Source organism: Streptomyces sp. NBC_00162, from assembly GCF_024611995.1.
Lineage (GTDB): Bacteria > Actinomycetota > Actinomycetes > Streptomycetales > Streptomycetaceae > Streptomyces.
In genome coordinates this window covers 72,842-96,393 of record NZ_CP102509.1, presented here as the reverse complement: position 1 = coordinate 96,393, position 23,552 = coordinate 72,842, and the positions used below count along the sequence as shown (strand labels likewise).

Below are 23,552 nucleotides of genomic sequence, written 5' to 3'. Positions count from 1 at the left end.
TGCTGTCGGTAATGGTCCGTGCAGTGGTGGAGCTGTCCGGTCCCTGACCAGAACGATGGATCCCGGTGCATGCCTCCGCCGCCCCGCACGGCCGGACCGCTGGCTTGTGAGTGTTGTTGAAACCGGCGGGTGGCCGGTTCCTCTTTGGCACGATGCGAGGGTGGACGGGTCTGAGTGGGGGCAAGTTGAGCGGGGTGTGGCGGCCGCGATGCGGCGTTTGCTGGACGAGGCTCGGTGGTCCCCGGACGGGGACCCGGAACAGGTCCTGATCACCCTGCGAGGTCTCAGCGATGCCATCGGGGATCTGCTCTGTGAAGACAGCGGCGGCGTGGACCTGGACCTGGCACAGGCTGTGTTCAACGCTGACCCGCTCGGTGACATCTATGTGTTCGCCGGCGGGTTGAGGAAGAGCGTTGATCAACAGCATCCGGCCCAGGGTGAGGCAGGGCAGGCGCTGACGAGAGAGGCCTTCGTCGCGCAAGCCGCGAGGAGTTTTCCGTACTTCCACCGGATGCAGCGCGAGCTTTCGCAGGCCCTTGACCAGGCGTTCCCACGCAACTGACCCGTGCGTCAGTACTCAGGGAGATCCGGGCGGTGTTCGGGACGGGCTCTCCCAGATGAACACGTAGTCCTCGTAGGAGTCGATCAGACCCGCCTCGACCATGGCCTCCCGGTCGGCGAGCTGCGCCATGAGGTCGTCGTGGTCGCTCTGGCACTCCTGCCAGTCGGCTGTTTCTGCGGCGGACAGACCCCGGTGCTGTGAGGGACGGCCGGTCACAGCTGTGTCCAGCCGCGGGGTTCGGTGGTTCCTGCGAGGGGTGTCCACACCGGGGCCTGGGGTCCGTGGGTTTCGAGGTCTTCGAGGATGGCGGCGCCGAGGGGGACGTGGGCGCTCAGGCGGGTGACGAGGTCGTGGTCGGCTGTCATGCGGCGGAGGTCTTCGATGCGGTTGGCGAGGGTGGGGCGGGGGGCGCCAGTGAGGACGAACAGGATGCGGGGGAAGCGGGGGTAGAAGCGCTGCCAGGCGAGCATCGCGTTCTGGTCGGCGACGGTGCTGTGCCGGCCGGCGGGCTGGGGGGTGTAGTCGTGGAAGCGGGCGTAGGAGATCAGTTTGCGGGCCAGCCGCTCGCTGCTCATGGTCGTACGGTCGATTTCGATGAAGGCCCGGTACTGCAGGCGTCGGGGCCGGGTGGCGGTGTAGTGGAAGACGGCGTCGGCGATGAGGCGGTCTTCTCCGCCGGTGTCGGGGAGGCGGTGGGCGATCTCCGGTACCCAGTCGAGCGCCCCGTATTCGTCACCGCGGGTGCGGGCGTCGGTGAGGAAGGCGAGGTGGGCGCGGACGCCGGTGAGGGTATGGGCTGCGCGCATGGAGGCGGCGGCGTCGGTGAGGACGGCGGGGGCGCGGCCGCGCAGCTCGGGCCAGTCCCGGACGGTCTGCGCGCCGGCGGGGGTGAGGAAGTGCGCCTGGAGGCCGCTGTTCCGGCCGAGCACGGTGTGGGCGATCAGTCCCTCGGCCCGCAGCGGCGTCAGGACCCGGTAGACCTTCCGCGTGGGGGCTTCGGGGGCGAGCATCTGGTGGAGCTGGGTGCTGGTGACCATGCGGTGCTGGGCGATGAGGGCCAGAGCCTGGTGGGCGCGGGTGTCGCTGGTCGAGGGGTGCATGGTCTCGGTGGTGGTCATGCGTATTGCTCCTGGGTGTCGTCGGCTCCGCTAGCGGCCGCGGTGGTGGGGAGGGTGGTGAGGAAGGACCGGACGGTGTCGGTCTGGGCCAGGGCCTGGGCTGTGAGCTCGTGCAAGGGTGCGGCGCCCGCGTTCTGGTGGGCGGCGCGCGTCAGGGCCTGGGTCCGGCCGGGGCGGGCCAGGTTGGCAAAGACCTCTTCGAGTTCGGGGCCGCGTACGCGCAGGGGACCGATGCGCTTGCCGTCGACGGTGAAAGAGGCGTAGTGCCACCACCGCTCCAGCTCGGCGGCGTCGGCGACGGTGACTTTCCCGCCCCACTCACCGGTGATCTGCGCGATGGCGTCCGCCGATCCGGCCGTGGTGGACAGGCAGCTGGCGTTTTGCAGCAGGGCGGTGCGGGTCGTGGCGGACAGGCGGTGCAGCAGCTGCGTCATCCCGTGCAGCCGGCATCCGAACTTGCGCAGCTGCTCGGTGATCTCGGCCACGGTGGACCCGGCCCCGTCCAGTGAGATCAGCTCGTCCAGATAGAAGCGGAAGGCCCGGCGGCTGCGTTCGGGGAGGTCGCGGCGGGAGAGGCCCGCGCGCAGGAAATCGCGGACGATCAGCGAGATGAGCAGCCGGTCGGTGGGGCCGGTGCCGGGCGGGCAGATCCACACCACGTGGCCTTCGTCCATCGCCTGGCGGATGTCGTAGCCGCTGACCGGGCAGCCCAGGAACGCGCGGGTGACCGGGGAGGCGCCGAGCCGGCCGAGCGGGTTGAGGACGGTCAGCAGGGCGTCCTTGGGGAGGTCGGGGAAGGAGGCCGTCCACCAGAGGCGTGCCTCGTCGTCCAGGGCTTTGAGGACCAGGTGGCGAAAGCCTGGTTCGCTCAGCAGCGGCCGGATCTGGAACAGGGTTGCCTGCTGGTGGCCGTCGCCGGCCGCGGCGGCCACCGTGTTGACGGCGACCAGCGCTTCGACGGCCTTGGTGAGGATGGTCAGGGCGCGCGGCGCGGTGACGTCTCCCCATCCCAGGGCGGTGGCGATCGCGTCGACCACGGCACCGGTGACCTCATGCGGGCGCTGCCCCCGCGTCATGTCGAGCGGGTTCCAGCAGGCCAGCATCGCGCCCGCGTCGCGCACGGTGAGGTCGAACAGGCGGATCCGGTCCATGATCTCGTCGTGGGCGAGGTAGCGGGCCACCTCGGCAAAGGAATCGCCGTGCGGGTCCACGAAGGCGAGGCCGCGCCCGTTGTGGGCGCTGGCGACGGCCTGGACCTGGGCGCGCATCGTCTTGCCCCATCCGGCCTTCCCGGACTGGACTTCGAAGAGGGTGTCGTCCTCACGTGTGGCGAGCAGCCGTTCACGGCCGTCCGGGCCGCGGTGCCAGCCCTGCGGCAGCAGGTCCCCGCCCGCCTCGTAGGTCGGCATGTCGTTCTTCATCAGCGGCAGATCTGCCGCGGCGGTGGGGGGCTTGAGGAGGCCGGCCAGTTCGTCGATGAGTGCCCAGCCGTTCTTGCCCGGCCGCATCAACGCCGTCGCCCACCGCTGATCGAAACGGCCGCGCCAGGGCCTCTGATTCGGACCGATCTGCAGCGGGCCGAGCGACCACCCCTGCGAGGAGAAACGGGAGGCACCGGCGTAGACGTCCATGGCCGCCCCGATCAGGGCCAGACGCTGCTCGGCGCGTCCCGCCGTCTCGGAGGCGCAGCGCACCAAAATCTGCACCCGCACCAGACCCGCGCTCTGCGCGAGCTTGCCCAGAGCGATCTCGCGGTCCACGCGCCGGGGCCGGGGCGACATGACCATCGGGCCGCGCCCGCTGCCGCGCCATTCGGCCGGGTCCAGCAGTCGGCCAAGGGTGACGGGCACGCTGTCGGCGGCTTCCTGGCTGATCCAGCGGGCTTCGCGCTGTGCCTCGCGGCGTGCCTGCTCGCGGGCCCGCCGCACGGTCTGCCAGCGGCGCAGGCCCAGATGCCAGCGTGAGGCGGGGGAGAGGTCGACGCAGACCTCGGCGAGATCGCCGAGCTCGGCGTTGAGAGTGGCGACGGCATCGACCAGCGGCTGCAGCGGATCCGGGTCCAGCGGCACCTCCCGCAGGCGGGACCCGGGCTCCCCGTGCAGGGTGAGCACGGCACGCACCACATGCCGGCGCTGCTTGTCGGCGACCGGCCCGGCCGGCTCGACGCGGACGCGGCCGCCATAGGGGGTCTGAGCCACAAGGGCGCGGGCCGATGCGGGGGCTTCGATCCGGTACGTCAGGGGCCGGGTGCCGTCCGCGCGCAGTCGCAGCCGCACGCTGCGCGCCCGCCTAGGCGTCCACCACGGCCCTGATGAGGCGGCGCGGATGAGCTGCAGGCCCTGGCGCCAGATCTGCTCCGCTCCCGGGTCGAACTGGGCGGTGGGCTCGAGCTCCACATAGGTACGGCGTGAGAGGGCTTCGGCGGCCAGGCGCTGCTGCAGCGTCTCCCATCCGGCCAGCAGCGCGGCCGTGATCAGGGTGATCCACCAGGCGTTGGCCAGCACCCACTCGGCGAACGCGCGCAGGGCTGCGACGGCTTGGATGCCCGTGGTGAGGGGTCCGGCCAGAGTCAGGATGTCCGGTTCCATGATCCTTCTTCGTTCTGGGTGAAGTGGACGGTGGCGGTGCGGCTGTCGAGGAACGTGCCGGCCGGGTCGGCTCCGGCCCACACCAGCCGCACCACCACCCGCTCCGGCCGCGCCCCGGCCACCAGGGCGGGGTTGGCGGTGTCGCGGCGGGCGGTCGCGGCCTGGATCCGCACTCGGGTGTAGCCGGAGGTCTCCGCTAGCCACACGGCCCGGCCAAGGGCGAGCAGCTCTTTCTCGGTGGCGGGTGGCAGGTCCGGGGCTCTGGCCCGGTCCAGGGCCTGCTGGATGAGCGGGTCGGCCGCCTCCCCAGAGCCGGGCGGCGGGAGCTCAGACGGCGCGGGGGAGGCTGCGGTACTCGACGGCACCGGCCCGGATGGCAGCGGAGCGGCGGTGCCGCCGGTGCCCGCGTCCGCATGGGGTGGCTGGGGCACTGGCGTGCCGCCGGGGCTCGGCGCGGACGGTGCCGGGTCCGCCGCCAGCGGGGAACCGCTGGCGCCCGGGCTCGCAGCGTGAACGACCGGGGCCTGCGGGCGGAGGTTAGCGGTGGGGTCCGGAGTGTGAAGTCCCGCGTACAGCAGGCCGATCCCGGCGCAGGTCAGGACAGTGCAGACGGCCATCAGACGGCCGCCGGTCCAGGGTGGGGACGTCACAGCAGCCGGGCCCCTCCCGCGTAGTCGGGCAGGGCGCTGACGGGGTCGATGCGTACGGGCTTCCCGGGCCGGGGCGCGTTGATCATCTGGCCGTTGCCGAGGTAGATGGCGACGTGGTGGATGGTGGAGTCGGCGGTGGGGTCGTAGCCGAAGAAGACGAGGTCACCGGGGAGCAGGGCCGCAGTCCCGGCGGAGGCGGGGATCCGCTGCCCGGCTCCGGCCTGCGCGGCTGCCGTGCGGGGCAGGCGGATTCCGGCTTTCGCGTACGCGTACAGGGTCAGGCCCGAGCAGTCGAAGCCCGTGACGGTACGTCCGTCCTGTCCGCCCGGCGAGCAGCAGATCCCGGTAGAGGGCCCACCGGCGTCGCCACCGCCCCAGGAATAGGGCTGGCCCTGCTGCGCGAGCGCCGCCTGGATGACGGTGCCTGCGTCCCCGGACGGCACGGCCGGCGTGCTGCCCAGAGCGTCGTAGCGTTCGATCCCGGACAGCACGTCATCCACGTACGCCCAGGACCGGTTGTAGGTGTAGATCGCCGCGCGCAGCTGGCCGCGGTCGGTGAGGTCGCGGCCGTTACCGCACAGGTAGGCGGCGGCGGACGCGGCAGAGTCGTCCGCGTTGTGCGGGTTCACCGTTCCGTCGCTGTTGGCGTCCTTTCCGTATGCGCGGAATGTCTCGGGCAGGAACTGGAAGGGGCCGACGGCACGCTCGAACTGCGCGTCGCCGTCCCATGCTCCGCCGTCGGTGTCACGGATAGCGGTGGTGTTACCGCCCGCGCCGGAACCGTCCAGGCGCGGGCCGGTGATCGGCGGGCTGATGTCGCCGCCCGCGCTGATCTGGCGTCCTGCGGCGTGGTCGGACTCCACGCGGGCGATTCCGGCGAGCATCTGCCAGCGCATCCCCGGGCAGTTGCCGGGCTGCGCGGCGCCGGTGAGGTAGGCGGCGACCATCCGCTCGGGGATTCCCGCCGCAGCGGCGTCCACGGAACCACTGCCTCCCGCAGGCTGGCTTCCGGCGGCCGCGGAAAGCAGTGCGGGGCCGGTGCAGCACACCGCAGCGGCCAGCAGCAACACGGCCAGGCATCCAACCTTCTGCTTCCTCACTCCGGCTCACCGCCCTGGGGGCGACGGGCGGCAGCTCGGCGGGCGTTGATGATGTTCCGGAGCCGGTCACTGTCCGCCTGGCCCTGTGTCTGGGGGGTCGGCGTGCGGGTGGGCTGAGGCCAAGGGTTGTCCGTGCGTGGGCGGGGGGCGGCTGTGCGGGTGGGTTGCGGCCAGGGGGTGGCTTGCCTGCCCGGGGCCGGCCGACTGGCAGCAGGGACCGGGGTCACCTCGGACGGGGGCGGGGGCACTGGATGGGAGGCGGCTGCGGGGGATGCCGTGGGGCGGCTGAACCCTTCGCGGACGCTGCGTACCGCCGGTTCCCAGCGGGCGCCGTCCTCGCGGACCTGGTTGGCCGTAACCCGCAGCTGGGTTCGGGCGTCCTCGGTGAACTCCGATGCCTTGCCCCGCGCGGTGCGCACGGCACGCGGCAAGCCGACCGTCGCCCCGTACGCCACGCGTGCGGTGCGGTGTGCGATGCGGTAGCTGCGCAGCCGGGTGGCACGGGTGTGGACGCGGGAGGCGAGGAGGGGCCGGTCGGTGGCGGGGTCGTGGAGGATTTCGCCGGTTCGCTTGTCCACCTGCATCTCGCCCGTGGCCCCGGGCGGTGCATCGGAGCCTGTGGCCGCTTGGTGGAGTGCGGCCGCGGCGGGGTGGTGTCCTGGCTTGGGGCCGATAAGAGCGGTGTGCGCGCCGCGCAGCGCCATCGCGATCGGGGCGATGCCGCGGCGTCCTTCGGCGAGCGCGTCACCGATCAGCCGGCCCGGTGCGAACGGCATGCCGGTGCCGTCGCTCATCGCGGCGAGGCTGCCCAGCAAGCGCAGCCGCGCCCCGAACGCCCCGTGCGCCACCGACAATCCGCCGCCGCCCATGCCGCCCCCGCCTGCCTGGCTGTGCATGCCCAGAGCGGCGCCCAGTGCGCTGGTGTCCCCAGGCAGGTGGCTGCCGCCGACCTTCGCGTAACGCATGCGGGTCGCCATGCGCTGACCGAAGTTCGCGGTCGCGGCCAGCATCCGGCGGTGGAAGGCGAGGAACGCCAGCGCGATGGCATCCAGGATGATCAGGCGCTCGACCATCAGGTCCGGGCCGCTGCTCGAGAACACGACGTCCACGGTGATTCCGAAGAGCGGCAGGGCCATGGCGGCGACGAAACCGACCATGACGGAGACGATGAAGACACCGAACCAGCGCCACATCGACATCCGCGACGGGCCGGGCAGCATCGCCCACACCCATGCGATACCGCCCGCGGCGGCGGCCGCCGCGTCCCCGGCCTGGGAGCCGAGCATGACCAGCGCCATCGCGATCACCAGCGCTGTGATGATCGCGACCGCGATCAGCAGCAGCACGGCCGCGCCTACCCGGTCCCAGGTCGGCTCCTTCGCGTACGCGGCGGCCGTCTTGCCGCGCTCACCGGCCTTGTCCAGGTCGGCGAGGAGCTTGGTGAATTCGGGGTTCTTGACCGACTGCGCCCAGGGCAGGGGGCTGTCGGGTGTCGGGATGACCGAGCCGGCGGGCGGCCGTCCCTCGCAGTAGGCCTTCGCCGGTCCGTGCACCTTGCGGCAGACGTTCTTCTTCCCGGCCTTCTCGTCCGCCTCGAGGCCGGACACCCAGGACAGATGGGCTTCGTATGCGGCCTTGTCCGCCGGGTCCTTGGGGTCGAGAACGGTGCCGTACTGCAGGAGCATGTACGGCTTGACCACGAGCGCGCTGGTCAGCGCGTCCTGGATCGGCCGGGCCACGGAAGCGGCCTTGAGGTCGGTGCTGTCGCAGGCGTCGCGAGCGGGACCAGTGATCATGTCGCACGGATCCGACGTGCCCGCAGCCTTGCCGAAGTAGCTGCTGGTGGTGATGTGGGCGACCTCGACGGCGGCCTGGTGGGCCTGGTCGAGGGGCCCGTCGCGGCCCAAAAGGTAGTCGGGGCGGATGAACGCGCTGGCCGCGAGAGCGGCGATCACCAGGGTGAGGACGATCTCGCCGAGACCGGTGCCTACCTTGCCGCGCACGAACAGGATCAGCCCGAAGACGAACGCCCAGGCCAGCAGCAGGCCTTTGAGGCCCAGGGCGTTGACGACGTGCGTGTTGTAGGAGTCGGCGATGTCCTGGGCGGGGCCGGTGAGCAGGCCGAGCAGCCGGAACTCGAACACGAAGCCGATCAGCCAGCAGCACAGCCCGACCATCAGCCGCACCATGGTGAAAAGGCCGCCCATCACCAAGACCTGGGTCTGACCGACGGCGTTGACGAGCATCCCGCCGTCGGCCTCCAGCTGATAGCCCTCCAGCGGAACGCCTTCCGAGCTGGGCATGTTGAGCGGGGCCAGCAGCCCCGCGCCGTCGGCCGCGTTCCCGTCGGCCGCGGCGGCGACCACCGTGTTCGTGGTCAGGAACACGACGGTGAGCAGGACGACGAACCCGGCCGCGCGCCATGTGCCGCGGTCCACCTGGATCCGCCTCATCGCATCCGCCGCTCGACGGTCAGGACAAGTCCCACCGCCCCGCCGATCGCGGCAGTGGCGAACAGCGTCAGGGCGACGCGTCCGTCCAAGCCAGCGGGCACGCGAATGACGGCGGCCGCTGCGGAGGGGCCGGCTACCGTGGCGGCCGTGCTGGGACCGGCTGCCGAGGGAGCGCGGGTGCAGTAGGCATGAGCCGGGCCGACGACCATGTCACAGGCACCGCCCTCCGCTGCCGCGGCGGGCAAAGAGGTGGCTCGCGATGGCATGCTCTGGGGGCTGGCCCATGCGGCGATGGTGCAGGTGAGAAGGAGCAGGGCGAGGGCGCCGGTGAGCAGCAGCCGCAGGTGAGTGTTCATCGCAAGGTCCTCCCGCCGGCCGCCGGGTTATCCGCGCGGCCGGGTGTCGTGAAGATCGATTTCTTGAGTCGGGGCACGGGCGGGACGACGACCTTGATCCGGCCGACCTGCATGCGCGGATCGCGCAGCAGCATTTCGCCCTCGCGGCCCGCCTGGCCGACCGGGGAGAGTCCGGTGGTCACCAGCCGGATCAGGTCCTCATCGTTTTCGTCCAGGCCGAGGAAGCGCAGGCCCTTGGCCGCGCGGGCGTGGTCGGTGGTGCGGGACAGGAAGCGGTAGGCGATCAGCCCGGCGTCCTTGCCCAGCTCCTCGACGTCGTGGGCGCCGAGGAAGACGCCGGCGCCGTGCTTGCGGCCGTCGTGGAGGATCTCGTGGACCAGCGCGGCCCCTTCAGCGGAGGAGGTCAGCCAGTAGCACTCGTCCAGCGCGACCAGACAGAACCTGGACGGGTCGGTGAAAGCCGCCTGCCGGGCGATGGCTGCGATCAGGTAGAGGACGGCCCGGCCGATCAGTGCCTCGAGGGGCTGCTGGCGCAGCACCTCGACGTCGGCGAACGCCTCCCTTGGCGGCAGCGTCAGACCCGCGGTGGTGACGACCACCATGTCCGCGCCCAGATCTCCGTCCAGGGTGACCGGGGGCAGCTCAGGGTCGAACACCATCGCCGCGAGGGGATTCCCGCGCACGATCCGCAGCAGGTCGGCCATGGTCGCGGCCGCGTCCGCCCGCGTCGTCCCCGGCCCATCCGAGGCCAGGGCGGCCAGGACGTCCAGGACCTTCGCCATGGACGATTCGGAACCGGCAGCGACTTCCTCCACGGCGTGGTGCAGGACCGCTCCGGCGGCGCTCATCGCACCGACCCCCAGTTGCAGGGTCAGATAGGACAGGGCGTAGTGCGCGCCGGTAGGCCCGCCGAACACGCGCAGCGGGTCGATGGACAGTTCGGCCCGGGCGGCGTCGATGACCTGGCACCGCTCGCCGACCGCGGACTGCGCGAACGCCGCCCATTCCCGGACCGGGGTGCGGTCGATGACGATAGCCCGGCCGCCCCGGTCCACCACCGCAGCCGTCATCAGCTTCTCCAGAACGCTCTTTCCGGCCCCCAGATCACCGGTCACGGCGCTGGACGCGGACGCGTTGACCTGCGGTGCGTCGGCCGGGTTCAGCAGGACGGGGCGGATCGTTCCACTGTCCAGGTCGTGGCCGATCATCACGCCCGCCGGATCCCCGACCCTGGAGAGAGTGAGCGCACCCGAGGCGGCCCAGTCCTCCGAGAGCTGATGCTGGGTGAACTGGCCCAGCTGCTTCGGCCGCACCGTGCCGGGCAGACACAGCGCGAACAGCTCCTCCTGCATGCCGACCGGACGCACCGCCCGGTAGTCACCCCCCGACAGGGCCGCCGACAGCTCACGAGCCCGCGCGTCACACGTCGCCCAGTCCGCACCCCACACCGTCAGCACGGTCACCGACTGGACCTCGACCTCCACCGACGTCCGCGCCATCCGCGCGTCCTGCTCCGCCAGATCCCCCGCCGCGTCCGGCAGAGAATGCGGCATCCCCGTCGGCTGCGCCCCGTACTGCTCCGCCTGGTCCAGCAGCTCACGCTTCTTGCGCTGGACCTGCGCCCGCGCCTTCTTCGCCGGCACCACCCGCAGATCCGCGGTCACATCCACCGGGAACGGTAGCCCTTCCAGCTGAGCCAGGACGTCCGCGCTGTCCACCGACACCGCCGGCGGGATCTCCGCCAGGACCAGGTGCGCCTGGTAACCGGTTCCCGCCTCCGTTTCGACCTGCAGCCACTTGCGGCCCACCGGCGAAGCGGTCGCGGCCGACCGCCACCACGCGCCCGCACCACCGGCCTTGCGGCTCTCACGGTCAGCGTTGTGCTCTTTCACCTGGCCACCCTCGGCGAGGCGGACCTGGCCCAGATCCCCATATGAGGGAGAGAGGAGCTGCCCGTCGTGGACGCGACTGCCGTAGAGAGGACTGGCCTCCGCGTCGCACAGCAGCGGCTCTTCCAGGCCCCGGTGCAGGGCGTGCTGGACCATCCACACGATCTCGGCCGCCGACGCGGGCCGCAGGCCCAGCCCCCCGCCCAGCGACGTCTGCACACGGTCCGCCTCCGCCCGCGCGGCCCGCACATCCGCCTCGGGTACCGGTACCGGGGCGATGCCCACAGCCGCCGAGATCTCCGCATACAGCGCGCCGAAAGACGCAGCAGTCGTGCCGCCCCTGCCCGGCAGCGGCACAGCCAGCCACACGGTGCGCTCATGCATCTCCTGACCGGTCAGGAGGTCGACGGTGGCCGCGCAGGTCTGCGCCCACGCGGGCAGCCGCTGCCAGTCGAGGCCTTCGACCATCCGCTCGGCGACCTCACCCGGATCCGCCTGTGCGGCCAGCACGAACAGCCGCGGCTCCAAGGAAGGCATCGAGCGGACCAGGGAGGTGACCTTGCCCAGAAGCTCCTGCCGGACACGGGCGGGCAGATAGCCCCCCGTCAGGGGCTCCACCCGCCACACCGCCCACACGGTGCCAGCCGTCGACCACAGCAGATGACCGGCGATGTGCCTAAACGGGACCCGCATCACGCCGCCCCCCGCCCGGCCGGCGCCGTCTGGGCGAGCAGCCGCGACAGCCCGGAACCTGCCACCCCACCGGCACTCCTCAGCCCGCCCGACGGCCCGGCCACCAGCCCGGCTGCCCGCACACCCGCCGTGACGGGGGCCGGCGCGGGCTCGATGATGAACTGTCCGAACAGATACGAGGGCCGCCGGTCACGGGCCACACGGCCACTGATCCGCCCGGCCGGGTGCCGCAACAGCAGCACCAGCCCACCCAGCACAGCAGTGAACGGGTTCTGCCCGGCAATCTGAGCCCCGCGCACCGCCCACACCGCACCCAGCCACAACACGACCGGGACCGGCCCGGCCCACGACCACCAGGCGAACGTGTTGATCAGCGCGAACGCGCCGCCGCCCAAAACCACCAGCTGCGCCGGCGTGTACGGGCCGAACGGCACCGTCCAGTCGCCAAGCCTGCCCAGCACCCACGGATGCCGGCGCGCACTCGTATAGGCCCGCGCGACGCGCGGTTGTGCCGCGGCGCTCACAGCACGCTCCCCGTACCGCTCTCAGGTCCAGGGGTGACGAGGACGGTGACAGCGCCCGCGCCCTTCGCCGGGTTGTTGATCTCGTCGGAGAAGATCGAAGCCAGGCTGTCACGGGAGTTGTAGATGCCCAGCGCGATCACCAGCGCGATCAGCGCCCCGATACCGGCCTTCAGCGAGAACTTCCTGGCCATCGTGACCACGACGACGGTGACCAGAACCGCCTTCAGGCCCCCGTCCGCCCAGCCGGACAGCGTTCCGATGAAGGAGTCACCCAGCACGTCGAGCTTGCCCGCCAGCGTCACGGTGCTCATCGGGCACCGCCCGAAACCGAAGCGGCGGGGGACGGCGCTGCCGCGGGCGGCGATGTGGTTGCGGCCTCCAGGGCACTGACCTCCCACCGCCCGGCCCGCGCCGTGACCTCCAGCCGGTAGACCAGCGGCCAGCGCACCCCGGCCCGGTCCTCACCCATGACCCGCACCCGCACCCGCACCCGCGCCTTCGCCCCGTCCGCCGGCACCGTGGCACCCAGGGCGGCCTCGGCGTCCGCGGCGACGTCCTCGACATCCACCCGCGCATAAGAAGCCGCCCGGGGAGCCGAGACCCGCACGCCAGGAGACAGATAGCGCTCCAGAGACGCGCCCTGCCCTCCGCTGAGGTAGGCACGGACGAACTCGCCCATCGACGTCGCCAGCACCCCCGTGGAGGGAACCGGGACGGAGAACTCCGACTCGGCCACCGCCGCCGCGTCCGGGACGGCGACCTCCGCCGGAGCACCCACCACCGTGAACCGGCCCTTGTCGCTGCCATCGCCCGCGACCGACACCGCGAAGTACCGCACCACCGGCAAGACCGGCCCCGCCACCCCAGTGGACGGGCTGCTCGGGGCTCCCTCGATCTCACCGCGGTCCGCGATCGCGCCGACAACCACCGTCCACATGCCCTCGCGCAGAACCGCACTGCGCACGGCAACGGTCCGCGCCGCCACGGAAACGGTTGCCGCACGGGGCCGCTTGGGAAGCTCGACCCCCGGAGCGAGCGACCGCACCGCGATCGCCACGGCACTGTCCGGCTGCGCACCATCCGCCCGCAGCCACAGGTCCACGAACATCTCCGCGACCCCGGCCGGATCGGCCGCAGTACGGGCCGTGTCCGTGGCGCGAGGGGCGGGGGCGGCCTGGGCGATCGTGGTCCTCGGCACGGCGAAGGCAACGGCCAGCGCGAGAGGACCGGCCGCAAGCGCGGTCCAGATCCCGACCCGGACCATACGCGGCCCACGGGAGACAGCCCGGCCGGCGGGCACGGTCTGCGGACGCTCTACACGCAGCCGCCGCGAAGGAGGCTGAGCGGCCGGACGGCCGGCGGTACGGCGGCGGGGTGGGAGAGGAGTGGGAGTGGGGGCCATGAGGGCGCCTTCCGTGGGAGGGGTGATTGCTCTGCCCCACGAAACGGCGCACCCCTCACCGAACCACTCACCACCGCCACCCGCTGGGCATCACGGAAGTGGAACGGGAAAATCGGTGACTCACCAGTGAGTCACCGGCCGCAGGCCGAGCCTCCCCACCGCAGGTCACAGCCCTGCGGACCGGCTTCTCACCAGAAACCAGCGACATCACCAGTGAGGTGCGCACAACTCACCGGCGTTGTGCGAGGCGTGCAAGAGGCACGGAGCAGCGCTGCGGTGACGCCTGCGACTGCTGGCTCACGCTCTGCGGGGCGGGTCCTCTCCACCGTCCGCACACTCTTCCTGGAGCCGAATTCGCCACCCCGGCAGCAGTTGTTCCCGGGGCAGCAGGTGGACGCTTCCTCGGTACAAAGCCGCCCAGTCGCTGGCGGCGTCAGCGAGGTCGGCCGCGCCGGTGCGCCTTAGCTAGGCGATTTCGTTTGGATCACCGTGCGGACCAGAGGAAGATGCCTGCGATGTGCAGTCCGGCCAGGGAGATGGTGGCGGTCTTCTCGTAGAGGGTGGCGATGCCCCGCCACTGCTTCAAGTGGTTGATGCACCGCTCGACAGTGTTGCGCTGCTTGTAGGCCTCGTGATCGAAATGGTTCCTGGTGAACTTCGACGGGCGGTCGTACCTGCCACACTCCTGCCATGCGACTTCAGTTGATGCACATGGCTGCGGACGGTCCCTCGGTAACCGACTGGATCCAGGCCTCTGCTGGGATCGTCAGCGCCCTCGGAACCGTCGCCGCCTTCGGCGCCCTGTGGATCAGCATCCGCCAGCAGCGGGACGCGCAAGCCGAAGCGCGCCGCGCTCGCCTTGTCCCGCCTGCCGGCCTTCAGGCGTTGCTGGCGCGGCTGGAGGACCGCTTCAGGGCCGTCATTCATGAAAACGGGAAGCCCAATTCATGGTTCATGAAGCATGAGCAGCGCCAGGACGAGCAACTTCTCGCAGTCCATTCCGGACTGATCGCCGACGACGAGCTGGATCGTCGCGTCGAGCAGGCACGGGTTGCATACGACGAATGCCACGTACAGGGCATGCTCCTCAGCGACCCTGAGCAGAGGCAAGCCCAGATCGACGCCGCCCGGCGTGGCCGCGCCGTGGCCCTCGCCGCGCTGGACAGAGCGAACGTCCTCGTCAGGGCGGCTCTGCCTGGAGGGGAGTGACACCGACTCAAGGAGCGACCATTGCGGGTGTGATCCTGACCCATCGACGCCACCAAAGTCCACGCTAGCCACCTGCGGGCCAGCGGTCGAGGGGGCGGGATAGGTCGGGCGAGCGCGGCACCTTGCGGGACTCCGCCTCGCTGCCATCTTCATCTGGTCAGCAAGGTTGATGCAAAGGAAACGGCCCTAGGCGTCCGGGAACCAGTTGCGGCCCTCGGCCCAGTGGGTCGCCCAGCCTGTGAAGCCAGGGGTGCCGGGCATCAGGGCGTCGGGCGACTGGGGGCCGAAGGGCATCGCGCCCCTCGCCGGCGATCTGCCAGACGTGACCACGCTGCGGCCCGGTGACGATCAAGTGCCAGTACATGCCGCAGCCGTCGGTGCCCAGCAGCAGTGAGCCGTGGTCGAAGACGGGGGCTGTCCGGGCTTCGAACTCCTGCACCGACAGCGCCGTCTCGTCGCCTTCTGCTTCCCACAGCCATGCCAAGGTGAGCGGGAAGGGCTTGGCAAGCAGGCGTTCGGGGCGGTCCGAGCCCCAGTCCCGGGGTGTTTCCGCGAGGGGCAGCAGCCCGTAGTACGGCGGACCGGCGCGTAGCCCGTCGCAGATCTCCGCCACGAACGTGCGGTAAGGCTCCGGGAGCACAATGCGATGCTCCGCCTCGAAGGACCGCACCGCCTCCCAGCCAGCCGGCGGCGCGACCTCCGGGCGGGACGCGAATATCTCCCGGAGGGCGGCCAGCTCGCCCGGGTCGCACATTTCCGTGTTCATGCCGGTCATCATGCAAGATCTGAAGGAGACGGCCCAGTAGAGGTCATCTCGATTGGTGGATCGAGGTGCGGGTGACCCGGCGGACTGAGCCTCTGGGCGCTGGTGCGGCGATGCGCGAGGGAGCACCTCGCGATCCCCGTGCCGCCGTCGGCCGCCGCCCTGCGGACGCACCGGAGCAGCCGGGACCACTCGCTGAAACAACTCCCACAACCCGTGCGGAACCAGACGCTCCACCCACGTCATCACAACAGACAGCCTAGTGATCAAGCCAGTTGAGACGACCTCTTACTCCTGGCCGTGGGCTCTGGAACTGCCCGCTGGCCACGTCTGGAGCGCCTCCTGAGGTTCAGGCAGGCGTGTACCACGGGGGATAAACAAGGGGGTAATCAATGGGGCGGACATGGGGTGAAACATGGGGGTAAGCAAAGGGGTAGGCGGCTTCCGCGGGCCAGCTGCATTTCGCCTGGTCAGACCCCGAAGTGCAGCTGGTGACTAGACGGACTTATAGGTAGGGAGGGTGGGGGAGAGGAGAGCAGGTGTGGGAGAGAGCGGGTTGCAGGAGGCGTGAGGGCTGAGGGGAAGGGACGGGGTGAGAGGCGGAGGAGAGACGGGGAAGGGAACGGAACCGAGGGGAGGGAGAAGGGGGAGAGGGCCGCGTGGAGGTAAGGGATGAGGGAAACGAAGGGGGAGGGCTGCGTGGTGAGGCGCTGGTGAAATCGATGGGGCGGGGCCCGCTCGCTACAGTCGGCCGCCGCTGCCTCGAACCAACTCTGCACGGCGCGGTCCCTACGTCCTTGCTGCGACGTCGTACACACCACCCTCAGACGGGGTAGGTGATACCAGCCTGGGTGCGGTCAGCGGGGAGGGGGCGAGGACCGCGCAAAAGGCCGGCGCCCACTTCCGCCGTGGCGGGTGGCAAGGGCGCCGGCCTGGAAGGCTCACGACTGCGGAGGACCGCTGTCGCAGTCACGTTGTCAGGGTAGCTGGAACGGCCCGGTAATGACAGATGTGCGGTTACAGTTCTCTCCTCTGCTGCTGCGGGTCGGTTCCTGCGGCTGAGGCTGTTCTGGAAGGGGTTTGGGGTGATCGGTGCCGGTCGTCGCGAGCGTGTGCAGTCGGTTGCCGATCTGGCGCAGGCGCTGGGGGTGTCAGTGGGGACGCTGAGGAACAACAGGCCTTACGCCGCGACGGGGTTTCCCGATCCGGTGAGTTCGCCGAAGGCGCAGACGCTGCTGTGGGACGGGGAGCAGACGGCGGCCTATTTCGCCGGCGAGTCGGTGCCGGCGCTTCCTGCGGGTGAGGATGACGAGGACTTGCTGGACCGGCATGAGGCGGCGCAGGAGTTGAACGTCGGGGTGAGCGCGTGGAACACCTACAAGCGCGATCCGGCGGTGGCTGAGCACCTGGTGGTGGTCGGCGGTGTGGAGCACTGGCCGCGGGGGGTGGTGCGCCGTTTCCGTGACTCGCGTCCGGGGCGCGGTGTGCGGCACGGCAGCGGCCGGCCGCGGGGGAGCGGCGACATGGTGCCGCGTGACCAGATCCTGCCCCGGACCGTGGAGCTCTTGGATGCCGACCCGGCGCTCACCGCGGCTGCAGTTGTGGAGCAGTTGGGGGTGGCGATGACCACGGCTATGAAGAGCCTCGCGGTGCTGCGAGGCCGCCGGATCGCCGACCTTCTCGAGGGTGATCCGCGCCTGGATCCGCAGCAAGCCGCCGAGCGCCTCGGCTACCCCGTGATCGCCCGGCGCCGGGCCCTGGCTGCGGCGGAGGCAGAGCTGCGCATGTGGGAGGTGCGCCCGTATCTGCAGGCGGTGGCAGACGCGCTTGTGAAGGCCGGCCTTGCAGAGCCCGCCGCGGTAGATGTGGTGGAGCTGGAGGGTGGGGCACTCACGGCTGCCATCCAGCTCGTTCCCGGTCAGGCTGCTGTGCCTGCGCTGGTGTGGGATGAGCGGTACGGCTGGCGTACAGCAACGAGCCGGCGCCACCCGATCCGCAAGGACACCGGCGCGCGCCCGGCGGGCGAGGGCATCTGCTATCTGGCCCCCAACTCCGGCCGGAACCTACACGGGTGCCCAAACTGCTTCGCGGCCTCGCCCCGTAGGGGTCCCGTGGCTACGTAGGTGAGAACGAGGTTCTGGCTCAACTTCCGTGGAGGGCTGACTGGAGTGTGATGCCAGTGGCGTGTGGTCGGATGGCCGGCGGCCAGACAGGAAAGGCCTGGATTTCCCCGCGCTGCGGGCTGGGGGCATCCGGGCCTTTGAAGTGGTGCCGGTTAGGCTGCCAGTGCGTGGGGCAGGAAGGCGGAGAACGCGGCCGGTGTGAAGGTGAGAACTGGGCCTGTCGGCCTTGTCGAATCGCGGACGGCGATACGGCCGCGAGTGTGCCGGAGGTCGGCGACCTCGACGCACTGCTCGCCGCCGTCGCTGAACGACGACTTGCGCCACTTCGTCTCGGGCAGGTCGGTGGCGTACAGCCTGTTCGTGTCGGTCATGACCTGGCTTCCTCCATGATGGATTTGATCTTCTCCCGGGAGTCGTCGACCGGGAGCGCTGCGGCCACGATCCGCTCGAAGGCGGCTTCGTAGACCTTCACGTCGTCGGTGCCCTCGGCGAAGGTCCCGCCGCGGATGGTTTCCACGCTGATCACGGTGGGCCAGGGGTGGGGGAACCTGACGATGTGGAACGGGCCCACCATCCCGGGGTGCGGGGTGGTGAGTATCGGCATCACCTGGATGGTGATGTTGGGGCGGTCGGCCATGTCGAGCAGGTGGCGCAGCTGTTCGCGCATCAGCGAAGGGTGGGTCGCGGAGCGGTAGTGCAGGGTGGACTCGTGGACGACCGCCCATAGATCGAGGGGCCCGCCCGGCCGGCTGGTGTCGGTGAGGATGGCCTGGCGCTTCTTGCGCATCTCCACGAGAGCGGAGACCTCACCAGCGGTCCGCGTGATGGCGGTCGCGGTGATGATCTCGCGGGCGTAATGCGGGATCTGGAGCAGGCCGGGGAGCAGGCCGGGGAGGTAGATCCGCGTGGACTCTGCGTCTTCCTCCAGGCCGATGTAGTCCTTGTAGTTGGTCTCGGGCAGGTCGCCGTAGTTGCTCCACCAGCCGATCTTGTTGGCGTCCCTGGCCAGCTCCTCCATGGCGGTGACTACCGTCTCGTCGGTGACCCCGTACGCCTCCAGAAGCGGCTTCACGTCCTTGATGGGTAGGTGCGCCTTGGCGTTCTCGATCCGGTTGATCTTGCTGCCGTCCCAGCCGACTGCCTGGGCGGCGCTGTCGGAGGTATGGCCGGCAGTTCTTCCTGAAGTTCCGCAGCGCGCTGCCGAGACGGCGTCTGCGCACGGTCTGCACAAGCGGCGGTGTGGGCACGGAAGTTGAACCTCTCTACGGGCTGGCCGGTCGATGCGGGTGGGATCTTCCCTTCCGGGGTGGAGCGTCCTCTTTCCGGGTCAGTCTGCCCGGACCGGGGATCGGAAGTCGATCGAACGTCCATGCAATCATTGCGAGTTTGGCTGCAATGGTTGCAGGTATCGCGTCATCGGGTGCATTCTTCCAACGTGACGCCGTGACCATGTGTCAGCTGATGATCACGCTGAGGCAAGGCGCCGCGGCCCGTGAACGGCCGGGCTCGAGCATGGCCCGGCAGAGCGGCCTCGCGCCCCCGTCGGGGACGCGAGACCGAACCCGACACCCGCTCCCAACTCGCCGAGGCCACCCCATGAGCCAGAGCACCACCACTGCACTCCCCGTAGCCGCCGCCCGGCCCCCGCCACGGACGGCCTCACCAGCCCGCTCCACCACGGACTCATCGCTCCGGTCATACAGAACCCCGACGCTGGCAGGGCTGGCCGGTGACCGGCGCCCTGCCTGAAGACGTGGAAGCAGCACCCACCGGACCCCAGCGCTACAGCGACGGCTACCCGCCTCGCGACACCGCACCCTCTCGCGCCCGACGTGACGTCACGCTCTATCTCCACACCTGGGGCCTCGACCACTTAGTCGACGACGCACGGCTGATTGTGTCCGAGCTCGTCACCAACGCGATCCGGCACACCCGCACCGGCCGGGTCGGTGTCTCGGTCACCCGCCAACCCGACCGCGTACGCATCGTCGTCACCGACACCAGCCGCGCCACTCCGGCGCCCGCCGTCCCCGATGCCGACGCCGAAGCCGGCCGCGGGCTCCAGCTCATCGACCAGCTCGCCACCGGCTGGGGCAGCGATCGGCTCGCCACCGGCAAGCAGGTCTGGGTCGAACTCACCACCGACAAGGCGCCGTCGTGAGCACCGACGACTGGGGCGAGTTACACGGCCCCACCCACCTCAGCCCGCCCCGGAAGCGCCGCACGCCCGGCGGCCGGACGGGAACACGATCGCCGGACTGCTGCTGACGACAGGCAACGTGCTCGGCCTGGCCGTCCTCGCCCTCTCCTGCGCCGACCAGGCCGACGGTGCCACCCCTGTCGGCTCCTCGATCACCATCCCGGACCATGCAGCCGCCGAAGCACAGCCGTCCCGCAGGCCGGCCAACGACACGGCGGACAGCTTCATCCCCGGACCGGCAGCACGGGCTACACGCGCGGGCCTGCCGCTGTGGATCCCGCACTCTCCCCGCCTCCTGAACTCCGGCGGCAGCGCGGCGCCTGTAGGCCCGCGCCGTCACCGGCCAGAATCCCGGCCCGGGGCTCCCTCTTGACCGACTTCACCGGCGACCGCGCCTACGTCCTCGTGCCGGCAGGCACGACCGAGAGGACGCGCCGGAGCACCGCTGACGAGCCCGTGCTCTGCGGGTGGCCTGTCCGACCGGCGGCTCGCCCGGGGCGCACGGCCCCGCGCGACACAGCAGGAGGCCACCGGCATGGATCGGTACGCAGACGGGCGAGGGCGGCCACCCGACTCCGGCACCCACCTCGAACAGCCCGCGACACACCGCCAGCTCCGGAGACCCTGGCGACAGGCACGACCCCGAGGCCCCACGGCCCGACGAGACCCACCTGCTGTCGGACCGCCTTCGGCGCCCGGAGGACAGCAGCACCCGAGCAACACCCCGAAGACCCCAAGAGACAGGATGCTCCGCGTGTTCATCGACATCCCGAGCGAACTCGAAGCCGCTCTGATCGACCTTCCTCTCCCGCCGTGGAAACTGGACGGCTCGTCCCTGGCGAAGTCCGCCATGGAGGAGTACCGGACCGAGCTGATGGCCACCCCGCGGTTCGAGGAGACCGCCGCTACCCTGCGCCACGCGCTGACCGGGGAGGGCGGCGGATGCGCCGTGCTGCGCCTGGGGAACCTCGCCAAGGCGCTGGGGAGCGACGACGACCGGTTCCTGCGGCTGGCGACGGCCTTCGCGGCCCAGGTGGCCGTCCCCTTCTCGCCCTTCCCGCGGTGGCCCCTGTGGAAGGACATCGGGGTCAAGGTCGACAAAGACCCTGGCAAGTCCAGCGGCATCGGGTACAACGCCTTCCACATGGACCTGGTGAACGGGACCCTGCCCCCGGACTACACCACGCTCCTGTGCGTCCGTGCCGACCCGCTCGGCGGCGGCCCCAGCATCCTCTCCGACGCCCACGCGGCGGTGGCGCGGCTGTCGGAGAACAGCCGCGCGCTCCTGGCCGAGACGGCCTACACCTACGGGACCTTTTTCGACCTGCACGGCGTCGGCGAGGAATACACGCCGTTTCCGATCCTGGACGGCTCCGACCCGGGCGAGGGGTTCGTCCGGTTCACCGCCAAGATGCTGGAGCGGTCCAAGCTCGGCCAGGCGCATGCCGACGCCGCCCGGGAGCTCGCCGAGGAGCTCGTCCGGGGTCAGGTCTCCTTCATGCTCCAGCCCGGGGACTACCTCATCGTGAATCAGCGCCGATTCCTGCACGGCCGCGAGGCGCTCCACAGCGGCCAGGAGACCGTCCCCGCCGCCGACCGGCGCCTGCTCCTCCAGTTGTTCCTGCGAGCGCCGGCCAGCGTCGGCTCGGCCGCGTAGCCGGCCGACGGCACCCGTGACCCACCGAGTCCCGCCCCCGGATCCAGCCCCCCAGCACACGGCACGGCCACGGAGTGGGCCCGGTCGGGCACCCCGGGCAGGGTCGCGCACCGGGCCCCCGGGCCCGTGCACGGATCTAGATGCGCGAGTTGCGCAGCGACTGCCACACAGCGCCGGCCAGCGCCCGCGTCGACCGCGGGACCGACAGATGCTCGTGCTCGCGGTACAGCGACCAGTTGTACTTGACCAAGGACATCTTGTTGGAGGACAGCGATCCCGCCTGGTGGGCCCTGTACACCGCAAGCGGCTCAGCCAGGCCCCGGGCGTCAGCGCCGTCCCGCATGATCGACAGCCAGAGGGCGTAGTCCTGGCGCTTGAGCATCTCCGGCATCAGCCTCGTGCCCAAGGCGTTGCGGTCGTACATGGCGGTGAGAGCACCGATGTGGTCTTGGACCAGCATCGCGCGGTAGTCCACGTGCTCCCGCGCACGGACCACCCGCCCGTTCGGGATCCAGTCGGTGCTCTCGCCGTCGTAGTCGGCGTCCATCTTGAAGTACGAGGTGAACGTCAAAGGCGCACTGGTCTCCGCAGCGAAGGCGAGCTGCTTCTCGGTCTTCTCCGGAAGCCACATGTCGTCGCTGTCGAGAAAGGCGATGTAGTCCCCGCGGGCCCGCTTGATCGCGAGGTTGCGGGCCCGGCCCGCACCGCCCCGTTCGGGTGCCGACTCCGGCAGGACGCGCTCATCCTGCTCGGAGAACTCGCGGAGCAGGTCCATGGAGCCATCGGAGGACTGGTCGTCGGTGACCAGCAGCTCCAGGTCACTGTGGGTCTGCGTGAGCACCGATCGGACGGCTGCGCCGAGGGTGGCTGCTGAGTTGTACACGGGCATCACGACAGACACCAGGGGCACAGCGCTTCTCCTTGCCAGACCAGGAACGACGGTCCATTCAAGCACCGCAATCGAGTAGGAGCTGCCATGCAGATAGTTGTCGCTGGCCAGGGCTACGTAGGGCTTCCACTGGCCGTACGCGCCGCAGAGGTGGGTCACCGTGCCGTCGGCTACGACGTGGACCCGCACCGCGTCCAGCAGCTCGCCGCCGGCCAGTCCTACGTGGAGGACGTGGCCTCCTCGCGACTCCGCGCGGTCCTGGACACAGGGGCCTACTCAGCGACCGTCGACGCTGCCGCGCTGGCCGGGCTTCGACATCGCGGTGATCACCGTGCCGACCCCGCTGCGGGACGGCGTGCCCGACCTGACCTACATCGAGTCCTGCGCCCGGACCCTGGGCGAGCACCTTCGCCCCGGCGCGACGGTGGTCCTGGAGTCCACGACCTATCCCGGCACCACCGAGGAACTGCTGCTACCGATCCTGGAGAAGACCTCGGGCCTCAAAGGCGGGGTGGACTTCCTGGCCGGCTTCAGTCCCGAGCGTATCGCTCCGGGGAACAAGCGCTGGTCGTTCCACGGGACGCCGAAATTGGTGTCCGGAATCGACGCCAAATCACTCGATGTGATCAAGGGTTTCTACGACGGCATCTTTCAGACCACGGTTCCGGTGTCCGGGACCAAGGTCGCCGAGATGGCCAAGCTGATCGAGAACACTTTCCGGTTCGTCAACATCTCCATGGTCAACGAGATGGCCATGCTGGCCGCTTCCCTTGGCGTGAACATCTGGGAAGCGATCGACGCCGCCGCGACCAAGCCCTTCGGCTTCACGCGGTTCACCCCAGGGCCGGGAATCGGCGGACACTGCCTGCCGGTCGACCCGTTGTACCTCTCCTGGAAGGTCCACCGGGAGCTCGGCACCCGTTTCCGGTTCGTGGAACTCGCCGACGACATCAACCGCCACATGCCCGACTACGTCGTCCGGCGTCTCGTGGAAGCACTCGACAAGCGCGGCACGCCCGTCAACGGATCCCGGATCCTGCTGCTCGGCCTGACCTACAAGATCAACGCCACCGACCTCCGCAACTCACCTTCGGCACGTGTCGCCGAACTCCTGACCGACCTCGGCGCCCAGGTCCGCGGCGCCGACCCCAACATCCCGGACGGCGACGACACCAAGCTGAACGTCCCCCGGGTCGATGCGAGCCCGGAGGAGGTCGCGGCCGCTGACGCCGTGGTGCTGCTCATGGACCACACCCGATTCGACCTCCCGATGATCGAGGAATACGCGACCTATGTTCTCGACTGCCGGAACCGCCTTTCCGGAGTGAACGTCGAGACTCTTTAGCTTCTCGAGATCCCCTCGACCCGCTGCCGAT

Annotated in this window: 19 protein-coding genes and 4 pseudogenes; 6 read left to right on the top strand and 17 right to left on the bottom strand. The window is 70.4% G+C overall.

From position 1 onward, the window contains the following. Positions 1 to 160: 160 nt before the first annotated feature. Entirely contained in the window at positions 161 to 562 is a 402-nt protein-coding gene (locus JIW86_RS00535) for a hypothetical protein (protein WP_257551993.1), read from the top strand. A 15-nt stretch (positions 563 to 577) separates the two neighbouring features. Here the strand turns inward: JIW86_RS00535 and JIW86_RS00530 are convergent, their stop codons facing one another. The 12 genes and pseudogenes from JIW86_RS00530 to JIW86_RS00475 all read right to left on the bottom strand — a co-directional run. Next, positions 578 to 778, bottom strand: a complete 201-nt coding sequence (locus JIW86_RS00530; protein WP_257551992.1) for a hypothetical protein — start codon at positions 776 to 778, stop codon at positions 578 to 580. Next, positions 775 to 1,680: a replication-relaxation family protein gene (locus JIW86_RS00525; protein ID WP_257551991.1), complete on the bottom strand. Its 906-nt coding sequence runs from the start codon at positions 1,678 to 1,680 to the stop codon at positions 775 to 777. The genes JIW86_RS00530 and JIW86_RS00525 overlap by 4 nt, the downstream gene beginning before the upstream one ends. Then, positions 1,677 to 4,268 carry an ATP/GTP-binding protein gene (locus tag JIW86_RS00520; RefSeq protein ID WP_257551990.1) on the bottom strand — a complete coding sequence of 864 codons (2,592 nt, stop codon included), beginning with the start codon at positions 4,266 to 4,268 and terminating at the stop codon, positions 1,677 to 1,679. Before JIW86_RS00520 ends, JIW86_RS00525 begins: the two co-directional genes overlap by 4 nt. Beyond that, entirely contained in the window at positions 4,250 to 4,918 is a 669-nt protein-coding gene (locus tag JIW86_RS00515; protein ID WP_257551989.1) for a hypothetical protein, read from the bottom strand. The genes JIW86_RS00520 and JIW86_RS00515 overlap by 19 nt, the downstream gene beginning before the upstream one ends. After that, positions 4,915 to 5,898, bottom strand: a complete 984-nt coding sequence (locus JIW86_RS00510) for an NlpC/P60 family protein (protein ID WP_257551988.1) — start codon at positions 5,896 to 5,898, stop codon at positions 4,915 to 4,917. Before JIW86_RS00510 ends, JIW86_RS00515 begins: the two co-directional genes overlap by 4 nt. A 116-nt stretch (positions 5,899 to 6,014) precedes the next feature. Then, positions 6,015 to 8,456 (bottom strand): hypothetical protein, encoded by a 2,442-nt coding sequence (locus JIW86_RS00505; protein WP_257551987.1) that lies wholly within the window; start codon positions 8,454 to 8,456, stop codon positions 6,015 to 6,017. Between the two features lie 11 nt (positions 8,457 to 8,467). After that, positions 8,468 to 8,827 carry a hypothetical protein gene (locus tag JIW86_RS00500; protein WP_257551986.1) on the bottom strand — a complete coding sequence of 120 codons (360 nt, stop codon included), beginning with the start codon at positions 8,825 to 8,827 and terminating at the stop codon, positions 8,468 to 8,470. Continuing rightward, a complete protein-coding gene (locus tag JIW86_RS00495) occupies positions 8,824 to 11,409 on the bottom strand; it encodes an ATP-binding protein (protein ID WP_257551985.1) in 2,586 nt (861 codons plus the stop codon). The genes JIW86_RS00500 and JIW86_RS00495 overlap by 4 nt, the downstream gene beginning before the upstream one ends. Further along, the gene (locus JIW86_RS00490; protein ID WP_257551984.1) at positions 11,409 to 11,933 is read right to left on the bottom strand and encodes a conjugal transfer protein; all 525 of its coding nucleotides are present in this window, start codon (positions 11,931 to 11,933) and stop codon (positions 11,409 to 11,411) included. The genes JIW86_RS00495 and JIW86_RS00490 overlap by 1 nt, the downstream gene beginning before the upstream one ends. Next, on the bottom strand, positions 11,930 to 12,244 hold the full coding sequence (locus tag JIW86_RS00485) for a hypothetical protein (protein WP_257551983.1): 315 nt from the start codon (positions 12,242 to 12,244) through the stop codon (positions 11,930 to 11,932). The genes JIW86_RS00490 and JIW86_RS00485 overlap by 4 nt, the downstream gene beginning before the upstream one ends. Beyond that, complete coding sequence (locus tag JIW86_RS00480; RefSeq protein WP_257551982.1) at positions 12,241 to 13,197, bottom strand: conjugal transfer protein; 957 nt, start codon at positions 13,195 to 13,197, stop codon at positions 12,241 to 12,243. The genes JIW86_RS00485 and JIW86_RS00480 overlap by 4 nt, the downstream gene beginning before the upstream one ends. A gap of 622 nt (positions 13,198 to 13,819) precedes the next feature. Then, positions 13,820 to 13,981 (bottom strand): annotated as a pseudogene (locus JIW86_RS00475) (IS5/IS1182 family transposase); the annotation flags it as partial. 44 nt (positions 13,982 to 14,025) lie between these two features. Here JIW86_RS00475 and JIW86_RS00470 point away from each other — a divergent pair. Then, positions 14,026 to 14,544 (top strand): hypothetical protein, encoded by a 519-nt coding sequence (locus tag JIW86_RS00470; protein WP_257551981.1) that lies wholly within the window; start codon positions 14,026 to 14,028, stop codon positions 14,542 to 14,544. Positions 14,545 to 14,730: 186 nt separating this feature from the next. On the opposite strand, the pseudogene JIW86_RS00465 reads toward JIW86_RS00470, so the two are convergent. Both JIW86_RS00465 and JIW86_RS00460 read right to left on the bottom strand, forming a co-directional pair. Further along, positions 14,731 to 15,322, bottom strand: a pseudogene (locus JIW86_RS00465) (SMI1/KNR4 family protein). A gap of 108 nt (positions 15,323 to 15,430) precedes the next feature. Continuing rightward, positions 15,431 to 15,553 (bottom strand): annotated as a pseudogene (locus JIW86_RS00460) (IS5/IS1182 family transposase); the annotation flags it as partial. Between the two features lie 839 nt (positions 15,554 to 16,392). Here JIW86_RS00460 and JIW86_RS00455 point away from each other — a divergent pair. Beyond that, entirely contained in the window at positions 16,393 to 17,430 is a 1,038-nt protein-coding gene (locus tag JIW86_RS00455) for a hypothetical protein (RefSeq protein WP_257551980.1), read from the top strand. Positions 17,431 to 17,582: 152 nt separating this feature from the next. Here the strand turns inward: JIW86_RS00455 and JIW86_RS00450 are convergent, their stop codons facing one another. Both JIW86_RS00450 and JIW86_RS00445 read right to left on the bottom strand, forming a co-directional pair. Then, positions 17,583 to 17,801: a DUF397 domain-containing protein gene (locus tag JIW86_RS00450; RefSeq protein WP_257551979.1), complete on the bottom strand. Its 219-nt coding sequence runs from the start codon at positions 17,799 to 17,801 to the stop codon at positions 17,583 to 17,585. Then, positions 17,798 to 18,661 (bottom strand): helix-turn-helix transcriptional regulator, encoded by an 864-nt coding sequence (locus tag JIW86_RS00445; RefSeq protein WP_322975469.1) that lies wholly within the window; start codon positions 18,659 to 18,661, stop codon positions 17,798 to 17,800. Before JIW86_RS00445 ends, JIW86_RS00450 begins: the two co-directional genes overlap by 4 nt. A 522-nt stretch (positions 18,662 to 19,183) precedes the next feature. On the opposite strand from JIW86_RS00445, the gene JIW86_RS00440 reads away from it, so the two are divergent. Then, positions 19,184 to 19,591 carry an ATP-binding protein gene (locus JIW86_RS00440; protein ID WP_257551977.1) on the top strand — a complete coding sequence of 136 codons (408 nt, stop codon included), beginning with the start codon at positions 19,184 to 19,186 and terminating at the stop codon, positions 19,589 to 19,591. A 793-nt stretch (positions 19,592 to 20,384) separates the two neighbouring features. Then, positions 20,385 to 21,287, top strand: coding sequence for a TauD/TfdA family dioxygenase (locus JIW86_RS00435; RefSeq protein ID WP_257551976.1), 903 nt, complete (start codon positions 20,385 to 20,387; stop codon positions 21,285 to 21,287). A 136-nt stretch (positions 21,288 to 21,423) separates the two neighbouring features. On the opposite strand, the gene JIW86_RS00430 is transcribed toward JIW86_RS00435, so the two are convergent. Beyond that, entirely contained in the window at positions 21,424 to 22,197 is a 774-nt protein-coding gene (locus tag JIW86_RS00430; RefSeq protein WP_257551975.1) for a glycosyltransferase family 2 protein, read from the bottom strand. A gap of 66 nt (positions 22,198 to 22,263) precedes the next feature. Between JIW86_RS00430 and JIW86_RS00425 the strand changes: the two are divergent. Then, positions 22,264 to 23,521: pseudogene (locus JIW86_RS00425) on the top strand (nucleotide sugar dehydrogenase). The last annotated feature ends 31 nt before the right edge of the window (positions 23,522 to 23,552 follow it).

Coding starts and splice junctions, on each gene's coding strand:
- JIW86_RS00525 (WP_257551991.1), bottom strand. CDS start 1,680: ATGACCACCACCGAGACCATGCACCCCTCGACCAGCGACACCCGCGCC.
- JIW86_RS00520 (WP_257551990.1), bottom strand. CDS start 4,268: ATGGAACCGGACATCCTGACTCTGGCCGGACCCCTCACCACGGGCATC.
- JIW86_RS00500 (WP_257551986.1), bottom strand. CDS start 8,827: ATGAACACTCACCTGCGGCTGCTGCTCACCGGCGCCCTCGCCCTGCTC.
- JIW86_RS00495 (WP_257551985.1), bottom strand. CDS start 11,409: ATGCGGGTCCCGTTTAGGCACATCGCCGGTCATCTGCTGTGGTCGACG.
- JIW86_RS00485 (WP_257551983.1), bottom strand. CDS start 12,244: ATGAGCACCGTGACGCTGGCGGGCAAGCTCGACGTGCTGGGTGACTCC.
- JIW86_RS00480 (WP_257551982.1), bottom strand. CDS start 13,197: ATGGTCCGGGTCGGGATCTGGACCGCGCTTGCGGCCGGTCCTCTCGCG.
- JIW86_RS00470 (WP_257551981.1), top strand. CDS start 14,026: ATGCGACTTCAGTTGATGCACATGGCTGCGGACGGTCCCTCGGTAACC.
- JIW86_RS00450 (WP_257551979.1), bottom strand. CDS start 17,801: ATGACCGACACGAACAGGCTGTACGCCACCGACCTGCCCGAGACGAAG.